The sequence below is a fragment of the Halobaculum sp. MBLA0143 genome, from assembly GCF_041361465.1.
In the GTDB taxonomy this organism is placed as follows: domain Archaea; phylum Halobacteriota; class Halobacteria; order Halobacteriales; family Haloferacaceae; genus JAHENP01.
On record NZ_JBGKAC010000001.1, the window covers coordinates 737,501 to 760,951 of the forward strand.

At 65.2% G+C, this 23,451-nt stretch carries 20 protein-coding genes; 9 read left to right on the plus strand and 11 right to left on the minus strand.

The genetic code is table 11. The annotated features are described in order from the left end of the window. Nucleotides 1-79: 79 nt before the first annotated feature. Nucleotides 80-2,095 (minus strand): AMP-binding protein, encoded by a 2,016-nt coding sequence (locus tag RYH79_RS03860; protein WP_370896423.1) that lies wholly within the window; start codon nucleotides 2,093-2,095, stop codon nucleotides 80-82. Between the two features lie 151 nt (nucleotides 2,096-2,246). Between RYH79_RS03860 and RYH79_RS03865 the strand changes: the two genes are divergently transcribed. Beyond that, nucleotides 2,247-2,840 carry a GNAT family N-acetyltransferase gene (locus RYH79_RS03865; RefSeq protein WP_370896425.1) on the plus strand — a complete coding sequence of 198 codons (594 nt, stop codon included), beginning with the start codon at nucleotides 2,247-2,249 and terminating at the stop codon, nucleotides 2,838-2,840. Between the two features lie 92 nt (nucleotides 2,841-2,932). Here the strand turns inward: RYH79_RS03865 and RYH79_RS03870 are convergent, their stop codons facing one another. From RYH79_RS03870 to RYH79_RS03890, 5 genes are all read right to left on the minus strand, one after another. Next, on the minus strand, nucleotides 2,933-3,724 hold the full coding sequence (locus RYH79_RS03870) for a YihY/virulence factor BrkB family protein (RefSeq protein WP_370896427.1): 792 nt from the start codon (nucleotides 3,722-3,724) through the stop codon (nucleotides 2,933-2,935). Between the two features lie 7 nt (nucleotides 3,725-3,731). Next, nucleotides 3,732-4,913 (minus strand): NAD(P)/FAD-dependent oxidoreductase, encoded by a 1,182-nt coding sequence (locus RYH79_RS03875; protein WP_370896429.1) that lies wholly within the window; start codon nucleotides 4,911-4,913, stop codon nucleotides 3,732-3,734. A gap of 343 nt (nucleotides 4,914-5,256) precedes the next feature. Then, the gene (locus tag RYH79_RS03880; protein ID WP_370896431.1) at nucleotides 5,257-5,769 is read right to left on the minus strand and encodes a hypothetical protein; all 513 of its coding nucleotides are present in this window, start codon (nucleotides 5,767-5,769) and stop codon (nucleotides 5,257-5,259) included. A 175-nt stretch (nucleotides 5,770-5,944) separates the two neighbouring features. Further along, entirely contained in the window at nucleotides 5,945-6,883 is a 939-nt protein-coding gene (locus RYH79_RS03885) for a thiamine pyrophosphate-dependent enzyme (RefSeq protein ID WP_370896433.1), read from the minus strand. Between the two features lie 6 nt (nucleotides 6,884-6,889). Next, nucleotides 6,890-8,782 carry a 2-oxoacid:acceptor oxidoreductase subunit alpha gene (locus RYH79_RS03890; protein WP_370896435.1) on the minus strand — a complete coding sequence of 631 codons (1,893 nt, stop codon included), beginning with the start codon at nucleotides 8,780-8,782 and terminating at the stop codon, nucleotides 6,890-6,892. 224 nt (nucleotides 8,783-9,006) lie between these two features. Between RYH79_RS03890 and RYH79_RS03895 the strand changes: the two genes are divergently transcribed. From RYH79_RS03895 to RYH79_RS03925, 7 genes are all read left to right on the plus strand, one after another. After that, nucleotides 9,007-10,134 (plus strand): hypothetical protein, encoded by a 1,128-nt coding sequence (locus tag RYH79_RS03895; protein WP_370896437.1) that lies wholly within the window; start codon nucleotides 9,007-9,009, stop codon nucleotides 10,132-10,134. Nucleotides 10,135-10,280: 146 nt separating this feature from the next. After that, a complete protein-coding gene (locus tag RYH79_RS03900) occupies nucleotides 10,281-10,958 on the plus strand; it encodes a hypothetical protein (protein WP_370896439.1) in 678 nt (225 codons plus the stop codon). Nucleotides 10,959-11,271: 313 nt separating this feature from the next. After that, nucleotides 11,272-11,976: a hypothetical protein gene (locus RYH79_RS03905; protein ID WP_370896441.1), complete on the plus strand. Its 705-nt coding sequence runs from the start codon at nucleotides 11,272-11,274 to the stop codon at nucleotides 11,974-11,976. Nucleotides 11,977-12,536: 560 nt separating this feature from the next. Then, complete coding sequence (locus RYH79_RS03910; protein WP_370896443.1) at nucleotides 12,537-12,914, plus strand: hypothetical protein; 378 nt, start codon at nucleotides 12,537-12,539, stop codon at nucleotides 12,912-12,914. Between the two features lie 210 nt (nucleotides 12,915-13,124). After that, entirely contained in the window at nucleotides 13,125-13,955 is an 831-nt protein-coding gene (locus RYH79_RS03915) for a hypothetical protein (RefSeq protein WP_370896445.1), read from the plus strand. Between the two features lie 53 nt (nucleotides 13,956-14,008). Next, on the plus strand, nucleotides 14,009-14,728 hold the full coding sequence (locus RYH79_RS03920) for a PKD domain-containing protein (protein WP_370896447.1): 720 nt from the start codon (nucleotides 14,009-14,011) through the stop codon (nucleotides 14,726-14,728). After that, a complete protein-coding gene (locus RYH79_RS03925) occupies nucleotides 14,667-15,887 on the plus strand; it encodes a threonine synthase (protein WP_370896449.1) in 1,221 nt (406 codons plus the stop codon). The genes RYH79_RS03920 and RYH79_RS03925 overlap by 62 nt, the downstream gene beginning before the upstream one ends. 3 nt (nucleotides 15,888-15,890) lie before the next feature. On the opposite strand, the gene RYH79_RS03930 is transcribed toward RYH79_RS03925, so the two are convergent. Both RYH79_RS03930 and RYH79_RS03935 read right to left on the minus strand, forming a co-directional pair. After that, nucleotides 15,891-16,688, minus strand: coding sequence for an SDR family oxidoreductase (locus RYH79_RS03930; RefSeq protein WP_370896451.1), 798 nt, complete (start codon nucleotides 16,686-16,688; stop codon nucleotides 15,891-15,893). A gap of 295 nt (nucleotides 16,689-16,983) precedes the next feature. Then, nucleotides 16,984-17,178 carry a cold-shock protein gene (locus RYH79_RS03935; RefSeq protein ID WP_370896453.1) on the minus strand — a complete coding sequence of 65 codons (195 nt, stop codon included), beginning with the start codon at nucleotides 17,176-17,178 and terminating at the stop codon, nucleotides 16,984-16,986. A 451-nt stretch (nucleotides 17,179-17,629) separates the two neighbouring features. Between RYH79_RS03935 and RYH79_RS03940 the strand changes: the two genes are divergently transcribed. After that, nucleotides 17,630-17,833 carry a hypothetical protein gene (locus tag RYH79_RS03940; protein ID WP_370896455.1) on the plus strand — a complete coding sequence of 68 codons (204 nt, stop codon included), beginning with the start codon at nucleotides 17,630-17,632 and terminating at the stop codon, nucleotides 17,831-17,833. A gap of 5 nt (nucleotides 17,834-17,838) precedes the next feature. Here the strand turns inward: RYH79_RS03940 and RYH79_RS03945 are convergent, their stop codons facing one another. Genes RYH79_RS03945 through RYH79_RS03955 form a run of 3 tightly spaced genes read right to left on the minus strand, consistent with a single transcriptional unit; the run spans nucleotide 17,839 to nucleotide 22,762 of the window. Next, entirely contained in the window at nucleotides 17,839-18,297 is a 459-nt protein-coding gene (locus RYH79_RS03945; RefSeq protein WP_370896457.1) for a DUF371 domain-containing protein, read from the minus strand. Between the two features lie 50 nt (nucleotides 18,298-18,347). Further along, nucleotides 18,348-19,361, minus strand: coding sequence for a DUF368 domain-containing protein (locus tag RYH79_RS03950; RefSeq protein WP_370896459.1), 1,014 nt, complete (start codon nucleotides 19,359-19,361; stop codon nucleotides 18,348-18,350). Next, nucleotides 19,361-22,762 (minus strand): oligosaccharyl transferase, archaeosortase A system-associated, encoded by a 3,402-nt coding sequence (locus RYH79_RS03955; protein WP_370896461.1) that lies wholly within the window; start codon nucleotides 22,760-22,762, stop codon nucleotides 19,361-19,363. Before RYH79_RS03955 ends, RYH79_RS03950 begins: the two co-directional genes overlap by 1 nt. Nucleotides 22,763-23,451: the final 689 nt, after the last annotated feature.

A 23,451-nucleotide genomic window follows, 5' to 3' on the forward strand; every position in this document is an offset into this window, starting at 1 on the left:
GCGCTCGCGGCCTGTCGTCGCCGTTTCTCGGTACTGGCGGTCTCTCCCGCCCGTCGCGTCTGTCGTCGTGGCGTCCGGGTCAGGAGGCGTCGCGGACAGCCTCCAGCGCGGCGGGGTTCTCCATCGACGAGAGGTCGCCGGGGTCCTCGTCGGCGTAGACGGACGCGATCGCCCGACGGATGATCTTCCCGGACTGCGTCTTCGGGAAGGCGTCGACGAACAACACCTCTCGGGGCCGGAACGGCTTGCCGTGTTCCTCCCCGACGAGTGCCGCGAGCTCGTCGCGCAGGTCGTCGTCGCCCGTCACGCCCGGCTCCGTGACGACGTAGGCGACGACGGCGGTGCCGGTGGTGTCGTCCGGGACACCGACGGCCGCAGCGCGGTTCACGTCTGGGTGGTCGATGAGGACGGACTCGATCTCGGCGGGACCGACCTTCCGACCGGCGACGTTGAGTGCGTCGTCGGCACGACCGTGGAGGAACCAGAAGCCGTCGTCGTCTCTCTGGGCCCAGTCCCCGTGGTCCCACAGGTCCGGCCAGGTGGACCAGTACTCCTCCAGATACCGGTCGTCGCCGGCCCACAGCGACTTGGTCGTCGCCGGACAGGAGTCTCGGGCGACGAGGTACCCCCGTTCACCCGTGTCGGCGACCGACTCCCCGTCGGCGTCGACGACGTCGATGTCCATCCCGAGTCCGGGCGTGCCGAGGCTACACGGCTTCAACGGCTGGTCCGGCATCGGCATGAGGAAACAACCGCAGATCTCCGTCCCGCCGGAGATGTTGACGATCGGCAGTTCGCCGCCGCCGACGTTGTCGTAGAACCACCGCCAGGACTCCGGGTCCCACGGCTCTCCGGTGGAGCCGAGGATCCGGAGCGACGAGAGGTCGTGGCCCACCAGTTGGTCGTCCCCGTGTTCTCGCAGCGCCCGGATCGCGGTCGGAGAGATACCGAACTGCGTCAGGTCGTGGCGGTCGATCATCTCCCAGAAGCGATCCGGACCGGGGTAGTCGGGTGCGCCCTCGTACATGAACACCGTGCCGGCGAAGGTGTGGTTGCCGATCAACGTCCACGGCCCCATCATCCAGCCGATGTCCGACACCCAGAAGAAACGGTCGCCCGGCTTCTGGTCGAACCCGAAGTGAATCTCCTTCGCACACTGCACTTGGACGCCGGCGTGGGTGTGGACGATCCCCTTCGGCTCGCCGGTCGTCCCCGAGGAGTACAACAACAGACACTCCTGGTCGGAGGGGAGTGACTTCGGCTCGTAGTCGTCGTCGGCCGTCGCCACCGTCTCGGACCACCAGGCGTCGCGGTCCTCGACCCAGGGAATCTCCGAGTCGTCCGGGTCGTCGGTCGTCGCCTCGCGGCCGAGTCGGTCGTACACGACCGTGTGCTCGACGTGACCGGCCTCCTCGATCGCCTCGTCTGCGGTGCCCTTCAGCGTCACCTCGCTCCCGCGCCGGTAGAAGCCGTCCGCGGTGAACAGGACGGACGCCTCCGAGTCGGCGATGCGCGCGGCCGTCGCCTCTCGGCCGAAGCCGGAGAAGATCGGCACGGCGATCGCTCCGACGGCGAAACAGCCGTACAGGATCGGCAGCACCGCCGGCACCATCGGCATGTACAGCGCCACCGTGTCCCCGGTGTCGACGCCGACAGACTCCAGATAGTTCGCCACCTGGGCAGTGCGGTTCGACAACTCTCGGAACGTCACCTTCCGCTCGTCGCCCGGCTCACCCTCCCAGATACAGGCAACCTGGTTGGCGGTCGCCCCCTCGGCGTGTCGCTCCACGACGTTGTGTGCGACGTTCAGTCGTCCGCCGGGGTACCACCGGGAGAACTGCGGGCCGTCCGTGTCGTCGCGCACCTCGTCGTACGGCTCGTCGAACTCGATGTCGAGGTAGTCGACGATCTCGTCCCAGAACCACTCGACGCCCGACGCCGGCTCTCCCTCGATCGACGTGGTCGTCCGTTCGATCAACGCCTCGTGGCTCTCGATTCCGTACGTCCGCCTGAACTCCCGGACGTTCGTGGCCGCCGCGAACGCCTCGTCCGGCTCGTGGACCACCTCGTCCGTGTCGGTGTCTGTCGATGCCATCTCTGTCGAGCGTTTCGGCCGCCGCTCCAAGTAGCTTTCCGGATCCGCCCGCCCTCCTGCGGTCGTCCGTGAAAATTCACTCGGAGCCGAGTCGTCATCCCGAGCGCCACACCGCCCCAAACGCTATTCCGCTCGTCCACGTACGCTGCGTATGTACGTCCGCGACGCTCGCAACCGAGACGAGGTGTGGTTGCTCGACCGGATGGAGGAACTCGGCCTGGAAGAGGCGTCCTTCCGGTCGCGGGACTACGTTATCGCGGTCGACGAGGAGACAAACGAGCGGGCGGGGTTCGGACGGGTGCGGGCCCACAAGCGGGCGGACGCCCCGGACGTGTGTGAACTGACGAGCATCGGCGTGCTCCCGACCTGGCGCCGCCAGGGTGTCGGCGCACACGTCGTCGAGCGGCTGGTCGACGAGGCCGGCGACGAGTCGTTCGACCGGGTGTACGCCCTGACCGACGAGGCGGCCTACCTCGGACAGTTCGGCTTCGCGGCCGTCGACGACCTGCCGACGCCGTTGGCCGACCGGTTGACGACGCTCCGGGAGGCGACCGACGACCCCGAGGCGATCACGCCGGTCGCCGTCCCCGTCGACGGCTTCGAGATGCCGACTGAACTGCGCGAGCGGTTCAAGGCCGCGACGCCGCGCGAGGGGGACCCCGGCGGCCCGGACCCCGAGGAGATGGCCGAGGAGTTCGGGATCGACACGGACGAGGCGACGTACAAGTACGACACCGGGAACTGACGCCGGTTGCGTCGGCCGACAGTCGTCGGCCGCTTCCAGTTGCGTCGGCCGACAGTCGTCGGATACTCACGACGGCGTGCCGTGGCGACCGCTCACGACGGCGTCACGCGGTCGGCCAGCACGGCGTTCACGACGGCACCGAGCAACACGAGCGCCGCGGCCGCGTAGAACCACGTCACCAGTAAGACGACGCCGCCGAGTGCGCCCGCCAGGCTCCCGCCGACAGTCCTGGCGTAGACGGCGAACCCCACTTGGAGCAGCGTCCACCCCGTGGCGACGACGACGGCACCCGGTAGCGCCTCCCGAGGACGCACCTGCGCGTCCGGGAACACGACGTACGCCGGCAGGAACACGAGCGTGAGTGCCGCCACCGACGCCGGCGGACCGACGAGTCGTGCGGCGAGCCCGCCGAGCCCCGCCGTCACGGCGCCGACGGCCACCGTCGTCGAGAAGCCGACGACGGTGGAGGTCGACACGACAGTTGCGTCCCGCAGCGACGCTGCAAACGACTCCGAGCCGGCCGTGCCGTACAGCCGCGAGAACGCCGCGTCGAGCCCTCGAAACAGCTTCAGCGTCCCCCACAACAGCGCCACGAGTCCGGCGACACCCGCGCCGCCGCGGCCCGCAGGGTCGCCGACCGTCTCCGCGACGACGTCCCGGCCGGCCGGCGAGAGGAACGAGCCGAGCGCCGTCGTCAGCCGTGCCGCGGCCGCCTCGCCGGCGAGCGTCGCCGCGGCCACGGACACCAACAGGAGCGCCGGGACGAGCGAGACGAGCCCGTAGTACGCCAGCGCGGCGGCGAGAAAGGTCAACTCGCGCTCGCGGGCGACGGCGACGACCGTCCGGAGGCGGGCGACCGCCGCCGACCGCGACCACTCGGTCACGCCCGACTCACATGTCCGTCCAGGCGCCGACCGCCCGACCGACGGACGACACCTGTGCGATCCAACGGACGGCGACGAACTTCTTCAGGAACACTGCGGGCAGCCCGCCGAACGTGGAGATGGGCATCCCCACGACGTCGTGTGCGACCGCCCGCTCGCCGACGGAGATCAGCGTCCCCTTGTCGTCGTGGGTCCAGGACTTCAGCGGCGCCCCCCGGACCTGACGCGCGAGGTTCTCGCCGGCCACCTCCGCGGCCTGCCAGGCGGCCTGTGCCGTCGGCGGCGCCACATTGTCCTCACCCTGCTCCACGAGCGCGGTGTCGCCGATAGCGAACACGCGCTCGTCGCTCGTCTGGAAGGTGGCGTCGGCGTGGACACGGTTCGACCGCTCGTCTTTCTCCACGTCCGCGCCGGCGAACTCGTCGCGACCGGTGATCCCGCCGGTCCAGATCAACACGTCGTACTCCATCTCCGTGGGCGGTTCGTCCTCGCCACCGCCGACGTACACCGTCTCGGCGTCCACCTCGGAGATGAACTCCCCGGTCTCGATCTCGACGTCCGCGTTCTCCAGGTACTTCCGGAGCTTCCCTTGGATCTCCGGGTCGTTGCCGGGGAAGATCTCGTCTAACCCCTCGACCAAGGTGACGTTCAGGTTCGCCCCGCGTTCGTCCCGCAGCTCGGCGATCTCGCCGGCCGTCTGGATCCCCGACAGCCCGGCGCCACCGACGACCACCTCCGCGGCGTCGTCGGCCGTCGCGGCGTCGGCCGCCTCCGACACCGTGCGGTTGATCTCGCGGGCGTCTTCGAGGCTCTTGAGCGTGAGCGAGTGTTCCTGGAGCCCGTCGATCCCGTAGAACGCCGTTCGCGTCCCGACGGCGAGCAGGCAGTAGTCGTACGGCACGGTCTCGCCGTCGTCCAACTCCAGCTCCCGAGCGTCGGCGTCCAGCCCGGTGACACGCGCCTCCCGGAACTCCGTCCGGGAGTCTTTGATCTCCTCGACCGGGATCGTGATCTTCGACTCCACCGTCGGGTCCCGGACACACCGGTGTGCCTCGTGGAGCACGAGGTGGTAGTCCGTGTCCGAGATCCAGGTCAACTCCGCTTCTCCCGGCTGTACTGCCTCTTCGAACGCCTTCACCGCACCGGCACCGGCGTACCCCGAGCCGACGACGACGACGTTGTCTGTCATGGGTGTGTCTACCGGTAGCCCCCGTAAATCGGTGTTGGAACGTCGCGCGGTGGGAACCGTGTTGGACGGTGACGCGTCACTGCTGTGGAGTGTCGAACGGTCGGTGTGAGCGACCCGAGTGACGAGACCGCGCGCGTCGAACGTCGCGCCTGACGGATCCAACTACCACGTCTGACACCACCGACGATCCTACTCGCCCGGGGTCCCCGTCGGCGAGATCGCCACGGAAGACGCAACTGGGACACCGGAAGCCAGAACTCCGGTCGGACTGGTTCGACACCGACGAGAAGAGAAACAGCTCAGAGTTAACGCGGGAAGCGAGCCGGCTCGACGCCGACGCCGGTCACGGGACGATCTCCGATACGTCGGTGTGGCGGTACCGCTCTCTCTCTGATGGGTCGATCCCGAGTAGCTCCAGCGACTCGCCGGCGAGTGTCGATCCCGTCTCGTCTCCGAACTGTTCGACGACTTCCTCGAAGTCGTCCGTCTCGAACTGTGACCCAGTGTCCATGTCGCCGTTCTGTTCGATCACCTTGCCACGTCGACCGTTGATATACTCGTCAGACTCCGACACGACGCCGTCTGATTTCAGTTCGTCGAAGGCGTCCATCACGTCCCCGCTGAACGGACCGTAATCGTAGATGTGGAAGTCGTCGAACACACCGAACCGTGGCTCGGAGACCAAGCTCCCCGTCGCCGGATCGAAGTGTTCGAGCACGAACACCAACTTCATGAACTTCGTTCGCCCAGACACCTCGCCGTCGCACGCCGCCAGCAGTGTGTCGAGGAACGACTGCTGCCGCTCGGTGGAGCGTGGGCCGAGGTCGAAGTCGTAGTGGTCGGTGTCCATCGTCACAGTAGGCTATCGGCTCTCGTGGAGTGTGAAGTTTGTTATCGTTGCGAAGTGAAATCATCGACGAACTTCGAACGTCCGATCAGATCGGCCACGAGACTGTTCTGTCCCCAGTTGCTACTGTCTACCCCGGCTTGGAGAAGACGAGGTGTCGTCCGACCTCTCGGTCAGACGCCCGTCACTTGTGCTTGTCGAGGAACAGGTCGGCCGAGCGCTCCCACTCGTAGTCGTCGTCGAAGTAGCGTTCCGCCAACGGCTCGTCCGGGAGTTCGCCGATGTTCTGCTTCTCCTGCTGGTAGGAGGGACGGTCGTCGTCGCGGTAGTAGACGCCCGTCAGCACCTCCCCGTCGTACAGCTTCTCCTCGGTCTCGCGCATCATCTCCTGGGCCTCCGCCCGGTCCGTCGGGTCGAAGTCGAACTCGTCGTCCTCGTTCACGTCCTTGTACGGGACGTACTGCTTGGCGTCCTTGTTCCAAGTCGGACACTGGGTGAGGAAGTCGATGTGGGCGAACCCGTCGTGTTCCATCGCCTCCACCAGGATGTCGCGCGCCTGGTTGGGGTTGACCGCCGCCGTCCGGGCGACGAAGGAGGCGCCGGAGGTGAGCGCCAGCGACAACGGCCGGATCGGGTCCTTCGCGGACCCGGACGGCTGGGTCTTGGACTTGTGACCCTTCGGACTCGTCGGGGAGGTCTGCCCCTTCGTCAGCCCGAAGATCTCGTTGTTGAACACGATGTACGTCATGTCGTGGTTCTCCCGGGCGGTGTGCATGAAGTGGTTGCCACCGATCCCGTAGCCGTCGCCGTCACCGCCGGCGGCCACCACCTCTAGCTCCGGGTTCGTCACCGCCGCCGCCCGAGCGACGGGCAGCGACCGACCGTGGATGGTGTGGAACCCGTAGCTGTCGAAGTAGCTGTTGAGCTTCCCGGAACACCCGATCCCGGTCACGAGGAGTGCCTCCTCGGGTGTGCGGCCGACCTCCGGCATCGCACCCTTGAGGGCCTTCAGCACGCCGAAGTCACCACAGCCCGGACACCACGTCGGCTGAGGCTCGACCCCTGGCGTGTACTCTTCCTGCTCGATCTCGCGGTCGTCGTCGAATGCACTGAACGCGCTCATTGTAGATCAGTCCCCTGCAGCGGGAACGAACTTCGTCTCGTGGCCGGGGAGCTCCCCGTCCTCGACGATGCTTGTCTCGAACCCTTCGACGATCTCTGCCGGCTCGAACGGGTTGCCGTTGTACTTCAACAGCGAGTGGAGCTTCTCTCCGAACCGCCCCAGCTCCTTCTGGGTGAGCCCCCGGAACTGTGCGGAGGCGTTCATCTCGACGACCATCGCGTCCTCGACGGACGCGAGGAACTCGCTGACCTGGTCGACCGGGTACGGAGCGAGCTCGTTGACCGCCAGCGCCTTGACGCTGTGGCCCTGCTCGTTCAACCGATCGACCGCCTCCTCGACGGTCCCTTGCTGGCTCCCGAACGTGAGGATGCCGTACTCCGCCTCCTCCGGACCGTACGGCGCCAACAGCGAGTCGTCGTCGAGATCGGCGCGGATCGCCGTCTCCTTCTCCAACCGCCGGTCCACCTGCGCGACCCGGTTGTCCGGGTCCTCGCTGATGTGGCCGGACGGGTTGTGTTCGTTACCGGTGACGAGGTAGCGACCACCCTTCTGCCCCGGGATCGACCGCGGGCTCACGCCGTCGTCGACGTCGTGTTGGAAGCGGTGGAACTTCCCGTCCGGCGTGTGCGGCTCGTCTTCCAGCTCCGCCTCCGTGAGCGTCTTCCCGAGCGACGGGTTGGGCTCGCGGTCGAAGTGGCTCGCCGGGACGTTCGTCGACTCGCCCGACAGCTTCTGGTCGTACACCAGGATCGTCGGGATCTGGTACTCGTAGGCGAGCTTGAACGCCCTACGGGCGTGGTCGTACGACTCTTGGACGGTGCCGGGCGCGAGCACGACTCGGTGGCTGTCGCCTTGGCTCGTGTACAGGACGTGCTCCAGGTCCCCCTGCTCCGGCTTCGTCGGCATCCCGGTGGAGGGGCCGGCGCGCATCGCCTCGACGAGCACGATCGGTGTCTCGGACATCTCCGCGAGCCCGAGCGGCTCCGACATCAGGGCGAAGCCACCGCCCGAGGAGCCGGACATCGCCTTCGCGCCGGCGTGGCTCGCACCGATGGCGAGTGCGGCCGCCGCAATCTCGTCTTCCACCTGCTCGGAGATCCCGCCCAACTGGGGCAGGTTCTGACTCATGATGGTGAACACCTCCGTCCACGGCGTCATCGGGTAGCCGGCGATGAACCGACAGCCCTCGTCGATAGCGCCGTAGGCGATGGCGTCCGACCCGGACATGAGCACCTGTTCTTCCTCGTGTTCTCCCTCCGGAGCGGACACGTCGGGCGCGTCGGCGTCGTACTCCTCCTGGACGTGCTCGTAGCCGAGCTCCAACAGTTCGAGGTTCGGCTCCAGGATCTTCTCCGGCATCGCGTCCCGCATGAGCGCCTCGATGTACGAGAGATCCATCCCGGTGATGGCGGCCGTCACGCCGACGCCGGCCGTGTTGCGCATGACCTCCCGTCCGTGTTCGCGGGCCATCGACCGCAGGTCCACGTCGTACACGTGCCAGTCGTTCTCCTCGACCCGTTGCTCGAAGTCCGGCACCTCGTCGGTGTCGACCAGTCCGGAGTCGTAGACGATCACGCCACCCTCGCGCAGATCGTCGAGGTTCTCCGACAGCGGTTTCACCTCCTCGTTGCCGTAGTACGCCTCCTCCTGGGGGTTCCGTGCGAAGGAGTCACCCAGCGCGAGGAGGAAGTTGTAGCCGTCTCCCCGGGACTTCACCGGGTCTGCGGACGCCCGTACCTCCACGTACGTGTGGCCACCGCGGATCCGCGAGGGATAGTGTCGGTGCGTGAACACGTTCAGCCCCGCGCGCATCAGCGACTTGGCGAAGTTCTGGCTGGTCGAGGCGATCCCGTCGCCGGAGCCGCCAGCGACTCGCCAGATGAGTTCGTCGTCGGTCATAGTTGTTCCTGGCCTCAGTGAGGCCGTCAGCGATACTTGCCACCGACCGGTGAAATGACTTGCTATGGCTTCACAAGGAACGTTCGTGAGGGTTTCGGGGGTTTCGCCGAGTGCCCTGCGACAGTTACTTCTGCTCGTCTGTGCAACAGCATAGTAGTCAATACCGCTGTGTAATACGGCTAGAGCTAGAAAATAATAAGACGGGTGCGGCACCCCCGACAGGTATGCAGGAGTCCAACGACAGCGGTGTCAGTCGACGCGACGTGCTCGAACAGACCGGCGCGGCAGCGACCGCGCTCGCGGGCGTCGGGACCGTCCCAGCCGTCGCTGCGATAGGAGAACGGGAGACGACGATCACCACCCTCGCACAACGGGACGAAGCGCGCGGCACCGAGCGGGTGAGCAAGCGGTGGCTCCAACAGACGAAGCGCGCGACCCGGGTGAAAGAACAGCTGATGAACGCCCACGAGGACAACGATGGTGTCCGGAGTATCGGGATCGTGTCGGCCGACCGGACCATCGGTGATCTCCGTGCGGAGGCTGTGAGTGTGGAGGTAACAGACCCGGTTCACGCGCAGTCGATTCCGAGTTCGGTGGACGGGGTGCCTGTCGTTACCAATATGGCCGGCCGGTCAGAACAGACCGGCGACGACTGTGCGAGTGACGACTACTGTCGAATCAACCCAGAGAGTATCTATGGTGGGCTGAGTGTGACGACGATACATCAAGCGGGGACAATCGGATGCCGAGTGGTGTACAATGGAGCGTACCACATGCTATCTGCGAGACATACTTTTATTGACAAAAACAAAGATGGCTACTGTGAAGATAGTATCGATGTCTCAACCTGGCAACGCAATGGCACGACACTCGGATCAGCCGCAGCGGACTTCCGAAAACACGACGCAGCCCTCCTCCGGCTGAACGACGGAAACGAAGATACAGGCTACTCTAACGAGATGGTCAACGAGTCCGGCAAAGTTGTTGGTCGGGTGACTGAGAGCGGACTGAAGTACCTCAACGGTAACGACAGCGAAACTGTTCATAAACGGGCCCGGACTAGTGGTGCGCAGTCAGGGCAAGTCAAAGCAATTCAACTCACTAATCGCGACTGCCTAAGTGACCTCCCACTCATTGAGGGAGTCGTTCGATCCTCCACAGCACAACAGGACAAAGACTCCGGGAGTGTAGTGTACTACAGAGAGCCGCAGTCGTCATCGACAGATCACCTGTACGTAGTCCACCTTGCAACGATAAGACGGTCTGACACCGGTTGGGCGGCCGGTTCGTCAGCGAACGATATGTACAACGATCAAGGTATCTGGTTCGGGGGTGAGCCGTATAGTGGATAATGTCTGATAATTTGAACACACCAGACTGGCGGGCCGTCCCAGGCTTTGTTGTCTCTGCTATTATAATCTTAATAGTCTTTATTGGCGCATACAATTCAATCAGTGGAGAAAACAGTGCGGTTGACTATCTACTTGGTGTGTACAGTATGGGAGACCAGTTCTGGACACTGTTCATGATGTCAGTTATGAGTATACTCACTACTTACTCAGTAAAAATTGAACGTCAAATCCCGCGCTACGCATTAGCCACTGCTGGTGGGATACTCGTCGTCACAGAGCTACGATTCGATATTAACGCATTTACAAAGATTATCATTTTTTTACTTTCAATATTTCTTTTATCATTACTGCTATTTGAAATCTACGAAAGCAAGAGAGATGAGACGAGCACAGACGTGGTTGAACTGACACCCCAGCGTTTGTTCGAGCTAGTAGCTCTTGTTTCTTGCATACTTCTTTCTGTAGGTGTAGTTACATCAGCTTTGTCAGTGCTGTTTGGGGCAAGTCCACTCCTCGGTGACCTGGCGGGATCTCGGATTGGAATCGTGTATTTTGTCGGTCCTGAGGAGGTCCACGATGAGGCGCGGAGTGTGTTCCGTGCTGTAATAGTTTCACTTGTGTTTGTTACTGTCGTTGCTGATGCAGTCCGAAACCGTGAGTTACAGTGGCTCTCAGTCGTGGCGCTCGTCGTCAGCATCGGTGGAACGAGCTTCTTCTGGTATTACACTTTCTGGACCGCGGCAGTCGCAGCAGCGGGCGCACTGCTCACCGTAATCGTCGTCGCGCTCGCGCTCGACGAGCGATCGGAAACCCATTCAGAGTGACTCTTCCCCGCCTGATTATAAATACACAATTAGAACTAAGTTATCCGGTATAACTATATCAGTAAGAACGTTACTACTCCCGCACAACAGGACGGAGCGCACCACTCGCTAGCGAGAAGGGCCAGCAGGACCCAATCGGAATCATGTACAACGAACACGGCATCTGGTACGGAGGCGAACCATTCAGTGGATGACGGGCGGCTCCCGTTGGTGGTCAGACCGACGAGCTGTCCCCGGCTTAGCCGTCGCTGTACTCATCGTGATGTTTGCTCTGCTCTCTCTGTTCTCTTTCCCCTCTTTCGGGAGAATGCCTGTGACTTACTTATTAGGCAACCCTTCAAGAAGCAATGCTTTCTGGATGATACTATTCTTACTGCTATTTGGAATATTTATTTCTTACTCACTAAGTGCTAGACGAAGATTCACCCGGTACACGCTGGCTGCCACAGGGACTGTTCTCACAGCCGCAGAACTTCGATACTTCGACGACGCGAGTGTCCAGATACTCGCTGTTCTAGTTTCTCTCTACCTCGTCTCTGTGCTCTCTTTCGAGGTCTTCGACGGCGAGGTGAGCCCAAGCGAGGAGCCCCTCGGACTTCCGCCGAGTAGTTTGTTCGAAGCTCTAGCAATTGTCGCTTGTGTCCTTCTCTTCGCGGGAGTCGCAGGGTCACTCCTGTCCGTGTTGTTGCTCGGAGAGAGCCCACTGCTCGGAAAGTTGGCGGGATCACCAGTCGCTGTCGTGTACCTCACTGGCTCTGACGCAGCCGCCTACGAAGCCCGAGTGCCGGTCCAGGCTGCTACTGTAGCGGTAATGTTCGTCGCCGTCGTCGCCGACGCGGTCAGACACTGCGAAGTGCGGTGGCTAACAGCTATTACTCTCGCCGTCGACATCGCTGGGATGATGTTCTTTTGGTACTATACATTTTGGACCGCGACCGTCGCAGCAGTGGGCGCACTGCTCACCGTGATCGTGCTTGCGCTCGTGCTCGACGAACGAACCGAGGCGACTCTGGACTGAGTTTACTCTGTGCGGTTGCTAATGTGCAACAAATCTAAGTTGGCCGGCACAGACAGGTCTGCACAACCCGGGTGAAAACCAGGTGATGGACGCTCACGGGAACAGTGAGGGTGAATAACAACCTCGGCTGGAGATCACTTCCTGCAATCCTTGTAGCAACGGTTCCGATCTACTACTCCGTCTACACGTTGTCAAAACCCGTGAGAACAGTCACAAAGTTCTGGTATTTTTTTGAACCTGAGTCCCTGCCGGAGCATTTCTGGTCTCCTCTATTTCTACTCTTTTCAGGAGTTGCAGTTATATTCACTCAACAGGTCAGACATAGTCTCTCTCGACGCACGTTGGCCGTATCTGGTAGTGTAATTATTTCCGCTGAACTGCGGTATGCTCTTAGTGCAAGCGAACAAGCAACGTTTTTCACTTTATTTGCCTTATTTATACCACTGTTTTTATCTACGGTTCTATACGAAGTCTCCAACAGTAGAGGTGTAGATACCGGTGGAGATCGACTTCACTTTCGTGGCAACACGACGCTTGGCCGAGTTGCGGTAGCTGCGTGTGTGCTCCTCGTCGGTGTGACTGTGTGCATTGCCATTTTAGTGCTCATAATTGAAACGCCCACACTTTCGCCAGGGACAAGCGCATCTACCCCAGGGATTGCGTTTCTCGTTGGTGGACAGGAGGCGCAGGCTGAAACACGGATACAGTTCTGGGCCGTTGCTGTAGCCGTAGTATTCGTTGTCGTCGTCATTGACGCCACGCGATACCGCGAGATTCGGTGGCTCACGGTACTCGCACTCGTCGTCAACACGGGTGCCGTGACCTTCCTCTGGTACCCGAGCCTCTGGACCGCGACAGTCGCCACGGTCGGCGCGTTACTCACCGTGATCGTCGTCGCGCTCGTACTCGACGGGCGATCCGAAACTACTCTGGATTGAGTTCCACACCACCTGGATATAAGTACGTAGCCAAGATCAATCACGCTCTACACAGCTAGACCACGGGGGCGGCTCCACTCTCGCAACGCGAGACGAACTCCGGCACTCGTCGGCGGGGACGGCCAGCAGGACGCAATCGGCACCTCCGGAACAACACGTACGAAGATCAGGTGATCTCGTTTGATCAAAAGCAGTACAGCGGCCGACAAGGTGGCTAGTGTCCGAAAGTACAGTCGACTACCGGCCATCGTCGTCGGCGGGGGTCTGATCGCTATCGCTCTCGTGAGCTGGTTTACACCCCTCAGATACCTCGGAGCGGGCACGTTCGCAACTGTCGAGTACCTTCTCGGAGTCAATGAGGCGGAGCCGTACTACTACCAATCGCTGGGGTACTTCCTGACCGGTGCCTCTGTGTGCTACGCTAGCTATCGAACTCGGACACTCCTACTCGGTGTACTGTCGGGAACAGGTGTCGTCTTCCTGCTCGGTGAACTACGATTCGGGGTTCAGTTGCTCTCCCTCGCAGGGCTCGGTGCTGTTCTAACGGGGACGGTGGGGCTGTTAGCACTCCTGTCTCGTTCCGACGGGCACAGTTCATCTCTCCCGAGCAGACTGGCTCGGCTCATCGATACTGATGTCCGTGAACCTGAACGCCTCGCCGGCTATTCGGCGTGTGTGGTGGTGTGCGTGGTCCTCGGTGCGTATACTGCCGTCGGAGACCCGTTCGCAGGTACAGCAGAGCCAGTACCGGCATTCCTCTATCTCACCGGCAAAGAGAGTGTCTACGCTGAAGCCCAGGGCTCGTTTCGGACGGCAATCGCTCTCGGGTCGTTCGCGGCCTTCGTGGCGGACACGACGCGGCAGGGCGCAACTCGGTGGCTGGCGCTAACGGCAGTTGTGCTCAACCTCTCTGCTATCAGTGTCCTGTGGTTCTGGAACGCTCGGGGTCTCGCAGCTGCAATCGTCGGGGTGCTCGTCACCGTCGCCGCGGTCGGCGCAGCAACTAGAGGAGAGACGGAGCGCGAAGCTGCATCCCCCTGAGCCGCCCCCGAGCCTCCCCAGCTTCAAGTACCATCCCGGGACCACACGCCCCGATGGAGACACGACGGACGCTGAACGCGACGGTCGTCACCCTGCTCTTGCTGGCGGTGCCGGTCGGCGCCGCACAGTTCGGCACCGACACACGCACGACGGCCAACGAGCCGCCGCGGCCGGAGGCCGGGTTAGACCGGACCGTCACCGTCGGGACGACGGTGTACCTCGACGCCGGTGGGTCGACGGACCCGGACGGGACGATCGTCGACTACGAGTGGACGGTCACGCCGCCGGACGGCCAAGAGCGACAGCTGTCGACGACCGGCCCGTTGGCGCAGTTTACCCCGCAGACGACCGGCCGGCACGCGGTTCGGGTCGTCGTGACGGACGACGACGGGGCAACCAGGACGGACACGGCGTTCCTCCAGGCGGTCGCCCCGCCGGAGACGGCGACACCGACGGCGACTGCGACGCCACAGTCCACCCAGCCTCCGACCCCGACCGCGACGACACCCCCGAACACGGAGCAGCCGGGCGAGCAGCCACCAACGGGAGCGACGCCGACGGCGACCCCGACCCCGGCACCGTCGTTGCTCCCCGGCGGTGGCGGCGGCGGACTGTTACCCTCTGGCCCGGCGCTCCCAGCCCCCGGGTGGAACGCGAGTGGGCCGCCGTCGGACAGAAAGAGGTTACTGCCGGCCGACCGAGCGGACCCGCATGGGCTCTCAGTCGTTCGAGACGACGACGGCGTTCGAGACGCTGCGGTGTGTCGACTGTGACGAACACCACGACCCGGCGGTCGTCACACACCAGTGTCCCGACTGCGGCGGGATCCTCGACCCGAGCTACGACCTGTCGGGGGTAGAACTCACGGCCGAAGAACTGGCGACGCGGCCGTTCGACTCGATGTGGCGCTACGAGGAACTGCTCCCGTTCCCGCGGGAGACGGCGGTGTCACTGGGCGAGGGGGCGACCCCGTTGTTGGCGTGTCCGTCGCTCGCCGAGGAGATGGGGGTGGAGGCAGTGTACCTGAAAGACGAGGGACGCAACCCGACGGGGACGTTCAAGGACCGCGGCCAGAGCGCGGCCGTGACGGCCGCGGCGGGCCACGGCGCCGACAGCGTCGCGCTCAACTCCGCCGGCAACGCCGGTCAGGCGGCTGCCGCGTACGCCGCCCGAGCGGACCTGGCGGCACACGTGTTCCTCCCGGACCGCGCCGGCTTCACCCAGAAGGCGATGACGGAGATCCACGGCGCCGACCTCCGGGTGGCCGACGGGGAGATCACGGACGCAGGCGACGCCTACTGGGAGACGACGGCGGCGGCGGACGAGGAGTGGTACTCCACGAAGACGTTCGTGACACCGTACCGGCACGACGGCAAGAAGACGATGGGCCACGAGATCGCCGAACAGCTCGGCTTCGAGAGCCCGGACGCCGTCGTCTACCCTACCGGGGGCGGCGTCGGACTACTCGGCGTCCACAAGGGCGTCGGAGAGTTCCGCGACCTCGGGCTCGTGGACGATCGACCGGCGCTGTACGCCGCGCAGGCAGAGGGGTGTGCGCCGGTGGTCGACGCCTGGGAGTCGGGGGCGACGCGCCACGAGGCGGTGCCAGCCACAGAGATCGACACCGCCTGCAACGGTATCGCAGTCCCGGACCCCGGTGCTTCGCCGCTCCTGTTGGACGCCATCGACGAGAGCGGGGGCGGCGCCGTCGCGACGCCGGACCGGGCGATCCTAGACGCCGCCGTCACCGTCGCACGGAGCGAGGGGATCGAGGTCGGAGCGACGTGTGCGGCCGCCGTCTCCGGTGCGTTCGAACTCGCCGAGCGGGGGGTGTTCGGGGACGACGATACGGTGGTACTGCTCAACACCGGGGCCGGGAACAAGGACGTGGACACGCTGCGGGCTCACGTGGGTGAACGGGAGACCGCCTGACGCTCACTCGCGCCGATTCGGTACCCAGCCGGTGTTGGTCAGTCCGCCGTCGACGAGCAACGACTCGCCGGAGACGAAACTCGCCATATCGCTGGCCAGGAAGACGGCCGCGTCACCGATCTCTCCTGGCCGGCTGGTCCGGTCGAGCGGCGTGTGCGCCCAGAACTGTTCTTCGACCGAACTGTCGATCATTCCGGCGTCGGTCTCTGCCATCGCCGTCTCCGTCAGCCCCGGCAGCACCGCGTTCACACGGATCTCCGGCCCGAGGTCCGCGGCCATACTGTAGGTGAACTGCTCGACTCCACCCTTCATGCCAGCGTACGGAACCTGATTGGCGTACCCTTCGACGCTCAGCGCACTCCCGACGTTGACGATCACGCCTTCTGTCCCGTCGGCCAACATCTTCGTCGCGGCGACCTTCGAGCCGTAGAACACGCCGTCGAGGAGGATCGACCGCGCCCGTTCGTACGCCTCGACGCTGGCCTCGTGGAACGGCCCGATGGGACCAGTGACGCCCGCGTTGTTCACCATCGTGTCGACGCCGCCGAACTCGTCTGCCGCCTCGACGGCGGCGCGGAGATCGTCGATCTCGCGCACGTCACACTCGCAGTAGACCGCCCCGGCGTCCGTCTCCGCCCGGACGAGTTCGGCCGTCGGCGTCTCCCCAGACCGTGGCTGCTCGCGCACGTCCGCCACCACCACGTCGGCTCCCTCCTCCGCGAACCGACGGGCCGTTGCCCTGCCGATGCCGCTCGCCGCACCGGTCACGACTGCCGTCCGATCTTCTAGTAGCTGTGACATAGGTTGAGGTTGTTACTCGAGAATATAAAACCCCGAATCCAGCTATCCGAACTGATATCTGGTGAACCTCGATCGAACGGTGGCTCGGGTGGTGGCCTCGTCAGAAGGGGCTCGGCGGGGGTAACTGCTCGTCATCGCCACCGTACCCACAGTCGACGACACCGACGCATAAACTCCCCGTGTCGTCGCGGTGTTAGTCCGTACACACCTGTGGCTCGTCGGTGTCAAGAAAGGAGCCGGTTCCGTCGTGAGACGGAGAACGTCGTTGTGTCCCGATGCCGCGAATCGAGCGACCTTACAGGCGAGTGAGGTCCTTCGCGCGCGGACCCTTCTCTGCCTGTTCGATCTCGAACTCGACTTCCTGGCCTTCCTCGAGGTCCGGACCACCGACGTCCTCCATGTGGAAGAACACGTCCTCGTCCGAGTCCTCAGTCGAAATGAATCCGTAGCCGCCAGTGTCGTTGAAGAAGTCAACGGTTCCAGTCGCCATTGCAACAGTACCGACAGCGCTCACATTGATAAACCTTGCGAAAGGCGCTGCTCACACGGCCAGACGCGTCGCCGCCAGCTCCCGTGTGCCGCCCAGAGACACCTCACGCGTGTCCGGCGAGGGGGGTGACGGGAGCACCTCTCTCCGCGTTCGCACGCGTACGAGAACGCCGCCGGGTCCCGGACAGGGTACACCAGCACCCCGCTCGTTTTCACTACTCGACGGGAGAGGTCCCCACCGACGACCCCGTCGTAGCCCCGGCTCCGGTGGCGCCCCGGCAGGCGTGACGGGGACGGCTGTCTCTCTCACTCCGCCTCTGACAGTGGCGACGGCGAACCGCAGGGCTCGGTCACCTCCAGGCACGCCGGCCGTGTGGCCCCGGACACGACCCGAACCCGGTGGCGGCAGACGGAGCGTGCGGGTTATGTCCCCAGCCCACCCACGGCCGACAGTGAGCGACACCGACGGCGACGCGAGGACCGACCGTACCGACGTGCCGACCGGCCCACGGATCAGGGACCGACTCGTCTCCGGCGCCGCCGACAAGCCCGTGCTCGCCGTGTTCGTGATCGTCCTCGTCGTTCTCGCCGTCGGCTTCTTCCTCGCCGGCGTGGCCTTCGTCGTGACGTTCTTCGACCTCTCGCTCCCGGTCTAACCCGACTACGGCGTCGACACTCGGAGCCGGAGCGTGAGCGCCGCCCCCTCGGACAGCGCCTCGACCGCCTCGCGGTCCAGATCCGCCGCCGCCCCGGACGCCTCCAGCATCACCGTCCGGTCGTCGACGTAGTCACTCGTCCGACACACCAGACTCCGGTCGCTGTCGAACGTTAGTCGCGGGTCCCCCCGGCCGACGGCCTGCCACGTCCGCTCGCCGACCGTGACAGTCGCCTCGATGCGGGCGTCCGTGGTCTGGCACGCCTCGACGAACGCCGGGTCGAACGCCGCCGGACTGGCGTCCGCCTCGACCGCGAGGATACAGTCACCCGCGGGCGTCAGCCAGTCGTCCGTCGTCACCTCGAACGTACTCTCGTGTGCCGCAGTGACGTTCTCGTGACCGCTCGCCCGCACTACCTCCTCGTGGACCGTCTCCCCGTCCGGATCGTCGCGCTGACTGCTCACACCGGTCGTGATACGCACGGAGACAAGTGTCCGACGGTCCCCCGCCGCGACTACGCCAGTTCGACCTCGCCGGCGGCCCGGTCCAAGACGAGCACGAGCGCCGCTCCGACGACGGCTCCGCCGACGAAGACGGCGGCGACCTCCGGGCTCCAGGCCCGCCCAGCCTCTCGTAGCGCGTCCGTCGTCCCGGCGATCGGTGCCCGCAGCGCCCCGACGACGAGCCCGATCAGGAACGTCATCGTCGTCGTCTCGTCTCGGGCCAGCGCCCGCCTGACGACGTTCGCGACGGTGAACAGCCCGACGAACGCGCCGGCGACGAACACGACGACGGTCGTCCCCGGGGCGACGAGCGCCGCCGGATCCCCACCCTGGAGCACGGACAGGGCCGTCGCCCGGAACGTCTTCAGCGCGCCCGACAGCCGTTCGTACTGTCCGAGGATCACGAGAATCAGGCTCCCGGAGATTCCCGGCAGCAGCATCGCGCTCACGGCGAGTGTCCCCGCGAGCGCCGTCGCCGGCAGCGACGTACCGAGCGTCGCCCGGGCGCTGCCGGAGACGAGCGCCGCGACCGCGGCCCCGCCGACGAACGCGGCGACGTGACGCCGCCGCGCGAACGACACCGCGCTCCGCAACACCACGACGCTGGCCGCGATCAGCCCGAAGAAGCCGCCGAACGTGAGCGCCGGCGCCGTCGTCAGCGCCGTGTTCAACGACGGTACGACGATCAACACCGCCGTCACGACACCCAATCCCAGGGTGACGAGGAACGGCAGGTCGGCCTCCCGGAGCGTCTCGGCGAGGGCTCGCGGATCGCGCAGCTCTCCCAACAGCTCCCGTGCCAGTCCCGGGTCGACGGCGGAGACGGCGGCGACGAGCCGGTCGTAGATCCCCGTGATGAGGGCGATCGTCCCGCCGGAGACGCCCGGCACGCCGTCTGCCGCTCCCATCGCGAGCCCGCGGAGGTACGTCCCCGGGAGCGACTCCGAGCGGTCGGCGACCGTCTCTTCGGCCGTCGCGCCCTCCGTCCGCACGCTCCCCGCCGCTTCGCCGCTGTCACCCGACATCACGGTGTGGCGGCAGTCTGTTCGCGGACGGCGGCTGCCGTCTCGGGCGCAACCACCGCGACAGTCTCGACCGCCGTCGGTGCGTCTCCGGCCGTCGTCGGACCGACGCGTCCGCCAGTCTCGTCGACGGTCACCTCGGTGCCGACGCTCCCGTTGGCAGTCGTCTCGTTACCGTTCGTCCCGTTGGCAGTCGTCTCGTTACTGCTCGTCCCATTACGAGCGCCTTCCGGCCGTTGGAGCACGGTCTCGGACAGCGTGACGGACACCTCGCCGTCGCCGGCGCCGTTCACGTCGGCCTCGGAGACGTTCACCCGCGCCTGGTTGCGGAGGACGTACGTGGACTCGTTGGTCCGCACGTCGCCGGCGATCTGGTAGGGACCGGTCGCGCGGACGCTGACGTTCGTGTAGCCGTTCTCGGGGCCGAACTCCGCGTAGCCGGTCGTGGAGTACGGCAGCGTGAACGAGAACTGGCCGTCGGCGTCGGCGGTCGTCTGCTGGCGGTAGACGAACGTCGAGGCGTTCCCGCGGGACGCCTCCGGGATACGCATCTGGACGCTGGCGGTCAGCGTCTCGTTGGGCGCCGCGCCGGTGCCGGTGACAGTCGCCCCGGGCACCCGCTCGAACGTCTTCACCCACGACGGCGTGGTCTTGAACAGCCGCGAGGGGGACAGCCCGAGCGCCCGTGCCTCTCTGATTGCCCCGGTCTGGTAGCTCCGGGCGGAGAAGGCGGTCGTCTCGGAGGTGTCGACGAGACGGTAGTGTTCGAGCGCCGGCACCGGCTCGCGTGGGTACGCGCCGAAGCCGCCGATCTGTGCGGAGCCGTCGCGTTCCACGAACCGCTCGGCGGCGGTCACGTTGGGGAACGTCCGCAGCGCCGAGCTGTTCTCCGTGTTCCGGAGGAGCTTGATGTCGAACCCAGTCGACTGAATCTCCTCGTAGTCCATCACCAGGACCCGGTCACCGAACGGCGTCCGGACGACCGGCTCCGCCCGGCTCCCGTGGTAGGCGTACAGCCGAGTCACCTGGCTCTCGTAGAAGCGTTGCTTCTTCTCGAAGAAGGCACGTCTGGCACCCTGGTCCTGCCCGGAACTGACGTACACCGGGAACGTCTGGGTGACGCCGCTCTCGTTCGTCTGGCGGTAGAGGATGTCGTCTCGAGACAGGTTCCCCCGGTCGTAGAACAGGATCGGAGCGCCGAACTTCGCAGTGTTGCCCGCCCGCGTGATCGACGACATCTTGTAGTCGACCATCACGTACCGGGTCTGGTCGCCCTCCTCGCCGCGTTCCAGCAGCGCCGACTCGGCGGCCGACTCGTTGGGCGCGAGCAGGAAGTTCGCAGCCGCGGTGGCGCCCTGCTGGAACGGGTTGGCGTTCGGAATCCGCTCGCCACGGGTCGTGATCCAGTGACCGTAGTCCCACCACGACTGGACGCCGTAGGCGCCGTCGGAGTAGTCGAAGTCGGCGTCTCCCGGCCGTTCGTACTGGCCGTACAGCGCCATCTCCTCGCCGTCACCGCCGAAGGTGCCCTCCTCCGGAGTGTTGTCGGACAGCCAGTTCAGGCTCTCTTCCCACACGAGCGAGCCGGTCTTCGGTCTCGTCTCGCTGCTCTGGACGGCGTTCGGCGTCCGGACGTTCTGCGGGCCCAGCGTGAGCGGCACTGTCAACACCGGGACGAGAACGACCATGACGACGAGCGCGGCCGTGAGGACCTGGTACGTCTCTACGTCCGGCGCCTCCACCCCGCTGTCCAAGTCGATGTCCACGAGCCCGAGAGCGAACCGGACGAAGTAGGCGTTGAACGCCGCCACTGCCACCGCGAGGTAGTAGTTGAACCGCACCTGCGTGAACGCCGCCATCGTCAGGAAGGCCGCCCAGACGAACAGGAACAACACCTCGGCGTCGTAGCGGATCCGGGCGGCGGCCGCGAACACGACTCCCGCGAGCACCAACACGCCCACGACCTGCGGCTGGAGGCCGAACAGTCCGACGATCCCGCCGAACACGTCCGGCACGCCGGGGACGTTGCCGGCGAACACGAAGGCGACGACGGCCGCGGCGACGCCGAGGAACTGGCGGTCGCCGTCGTCGTTCCGGCGGTACAACGGGAGCGCGAGCGCCACGACGGCACCGATCACGGCCGTCAGGAGGGCGAACCCGTACTGTGACAGCACGGCGTATGCTTCGCCTACCTGCTGGGCAGACCCGGAGTTGAGCCACGGTTGTGCCTCGCCGATGGTCCGGGTGGCGGCGTTGGCGTTGAAGCCGACGAACCGGAGGAGGTTCTGTTGGAGCAGCCCGAACGGAGTCACGTCGACGAACGCGACGAGCCCGACGGCGACGGCGGAGGCACCGGCGACGACCGCCTGGAACCCGTTGTCGTCCACCCAGTCGTTGTCGAACGTCTTCGCCTCGAAGTACCGGGCCAGCCCGGCGAGCCCGACGGCCGAGACGGCGACTGACAGCGCGAACGCCGGGTGGAGGAGGCCGAGCTTCGTCGGAGTGAACGTCGGGCCGTCGAACTTCACCAGCGCGACGAGTGCCGTGACGACCATCGACACGACGGCGACGAACGCGACGTGGTCCGGGGAGCGACGGCCGTAGTCCGACAGTACCTGGAGCACGAGGTACACCGCGAAGATACCGAGCAGGAGGATACCCGGAGGCCACGCCCAGAGGTACAGCCCCATGGCGACGCCGGCGATGGCGCTCCAGACGGCCGAACGACGGAGGCTGTCCCAGTCGCCGGCGGTGACGAGTTCCCAGATGGGGCGGTCCTCTTGCGCGACGGACAGGGCGACGACGATCCCGACGACCGCGAACGCCTGGAACAACGGCTCGACACCGTTGTGGTCGGCGAACCCGACGAGCGTCCGACGGAGGAACGTCCCGGGCAGCAGGAGGAGGACGACGGCGCCGAACAGCCCCGCGACACGACCGGCGAGCCGCTTTCCGATCAGGTACGTGGGGATCGCAGTCAGAGCCCCCGCGACCGCCGGGGCGACGAGCAGGGTCTTGGCGACTAACTCCGCGGAGGGATCACCGAGTCCGACGATCAGCGCGACCGTCGCCACGATCTGGTCGTACAGCGTGCCGAACTGGCCGACGTTGGTCCCCTTGGGGAAGTTCGTCCAGGGGTCGAAGGGCATGGTGAACGGCCAGTGCTCGACGACGTACTGGGTCGACCGGAGGTGGTACCAGGCGTCGTTGCCCGAGAAGTACACTTCGCCGTCACGGACGAACCTGGAGTACGACCGGAGGCGTATCCACAACATCGTGGCGACGACGACCAGGAGCGCCGGGACCTCGAATCGGTCCCTGACGGCACCCAGGAGCGAGGCAACACCGCCTGCGCCGACAGAGTCGGCCGGGGACTCCTCCTCACTCTCACTACCGTGACTCATTGTCACCACGAACCCCGAAAACGGCAATAAGCCTTTTGACCTCTCCGTGTCGCCGGAGTCGAAGCGACTGTGCCACCCCCTCGCGGGCGGGCACAGACGGGCCGGACTGACGACGACAGGGTTGAGGAGCCGCCGACAGCAGGTCAGACCACTACGAGAGGAGCACCAGAGGACCCGAGAGCAGGGTGAGAGAAAGTCACAGGCAGACGCGCACGCGGAGAGAGACGTGTCCCGAGGCACTCTCGAAAACCCGGCCGTGCGGAGGTGGAGCGATGTGGAGTGGAGCAGAGACGGAGACAAAGTGGAGACGAACGGGAAGCAGAGCGGAGACGCAGGGGAGCAGAGATGGGAGCGGAGGCGAAGCGATGCGGAGAAGAGCAGAGGTGGAGGCAGAGACAGAGCGGAGACGCAGGGGAGCAGAGATGGGGGCGGAGGCGAAGCGATGCAGAAAAGAGCAGAGGTGGAGGCAGAGACAGAGCGATGCAGAAAAGAGCAGAGGTGGAGGCAGAGACAGAGCGATGCAGAAAAGAGCAGAGGTGGAGGTGGAGGCGGAGGCGAAGCGGTGCGGAGACGGAGCAATGTGGAGGAGAGCAGAAGCGGAGCGGGGGCGGAGGGGAGACGGAGTGGTGCGGAGGCGGAGCGGCCGCGGTTGGCACTATCCCACAGTACGCGAGCGAGCGAAGCGAGCG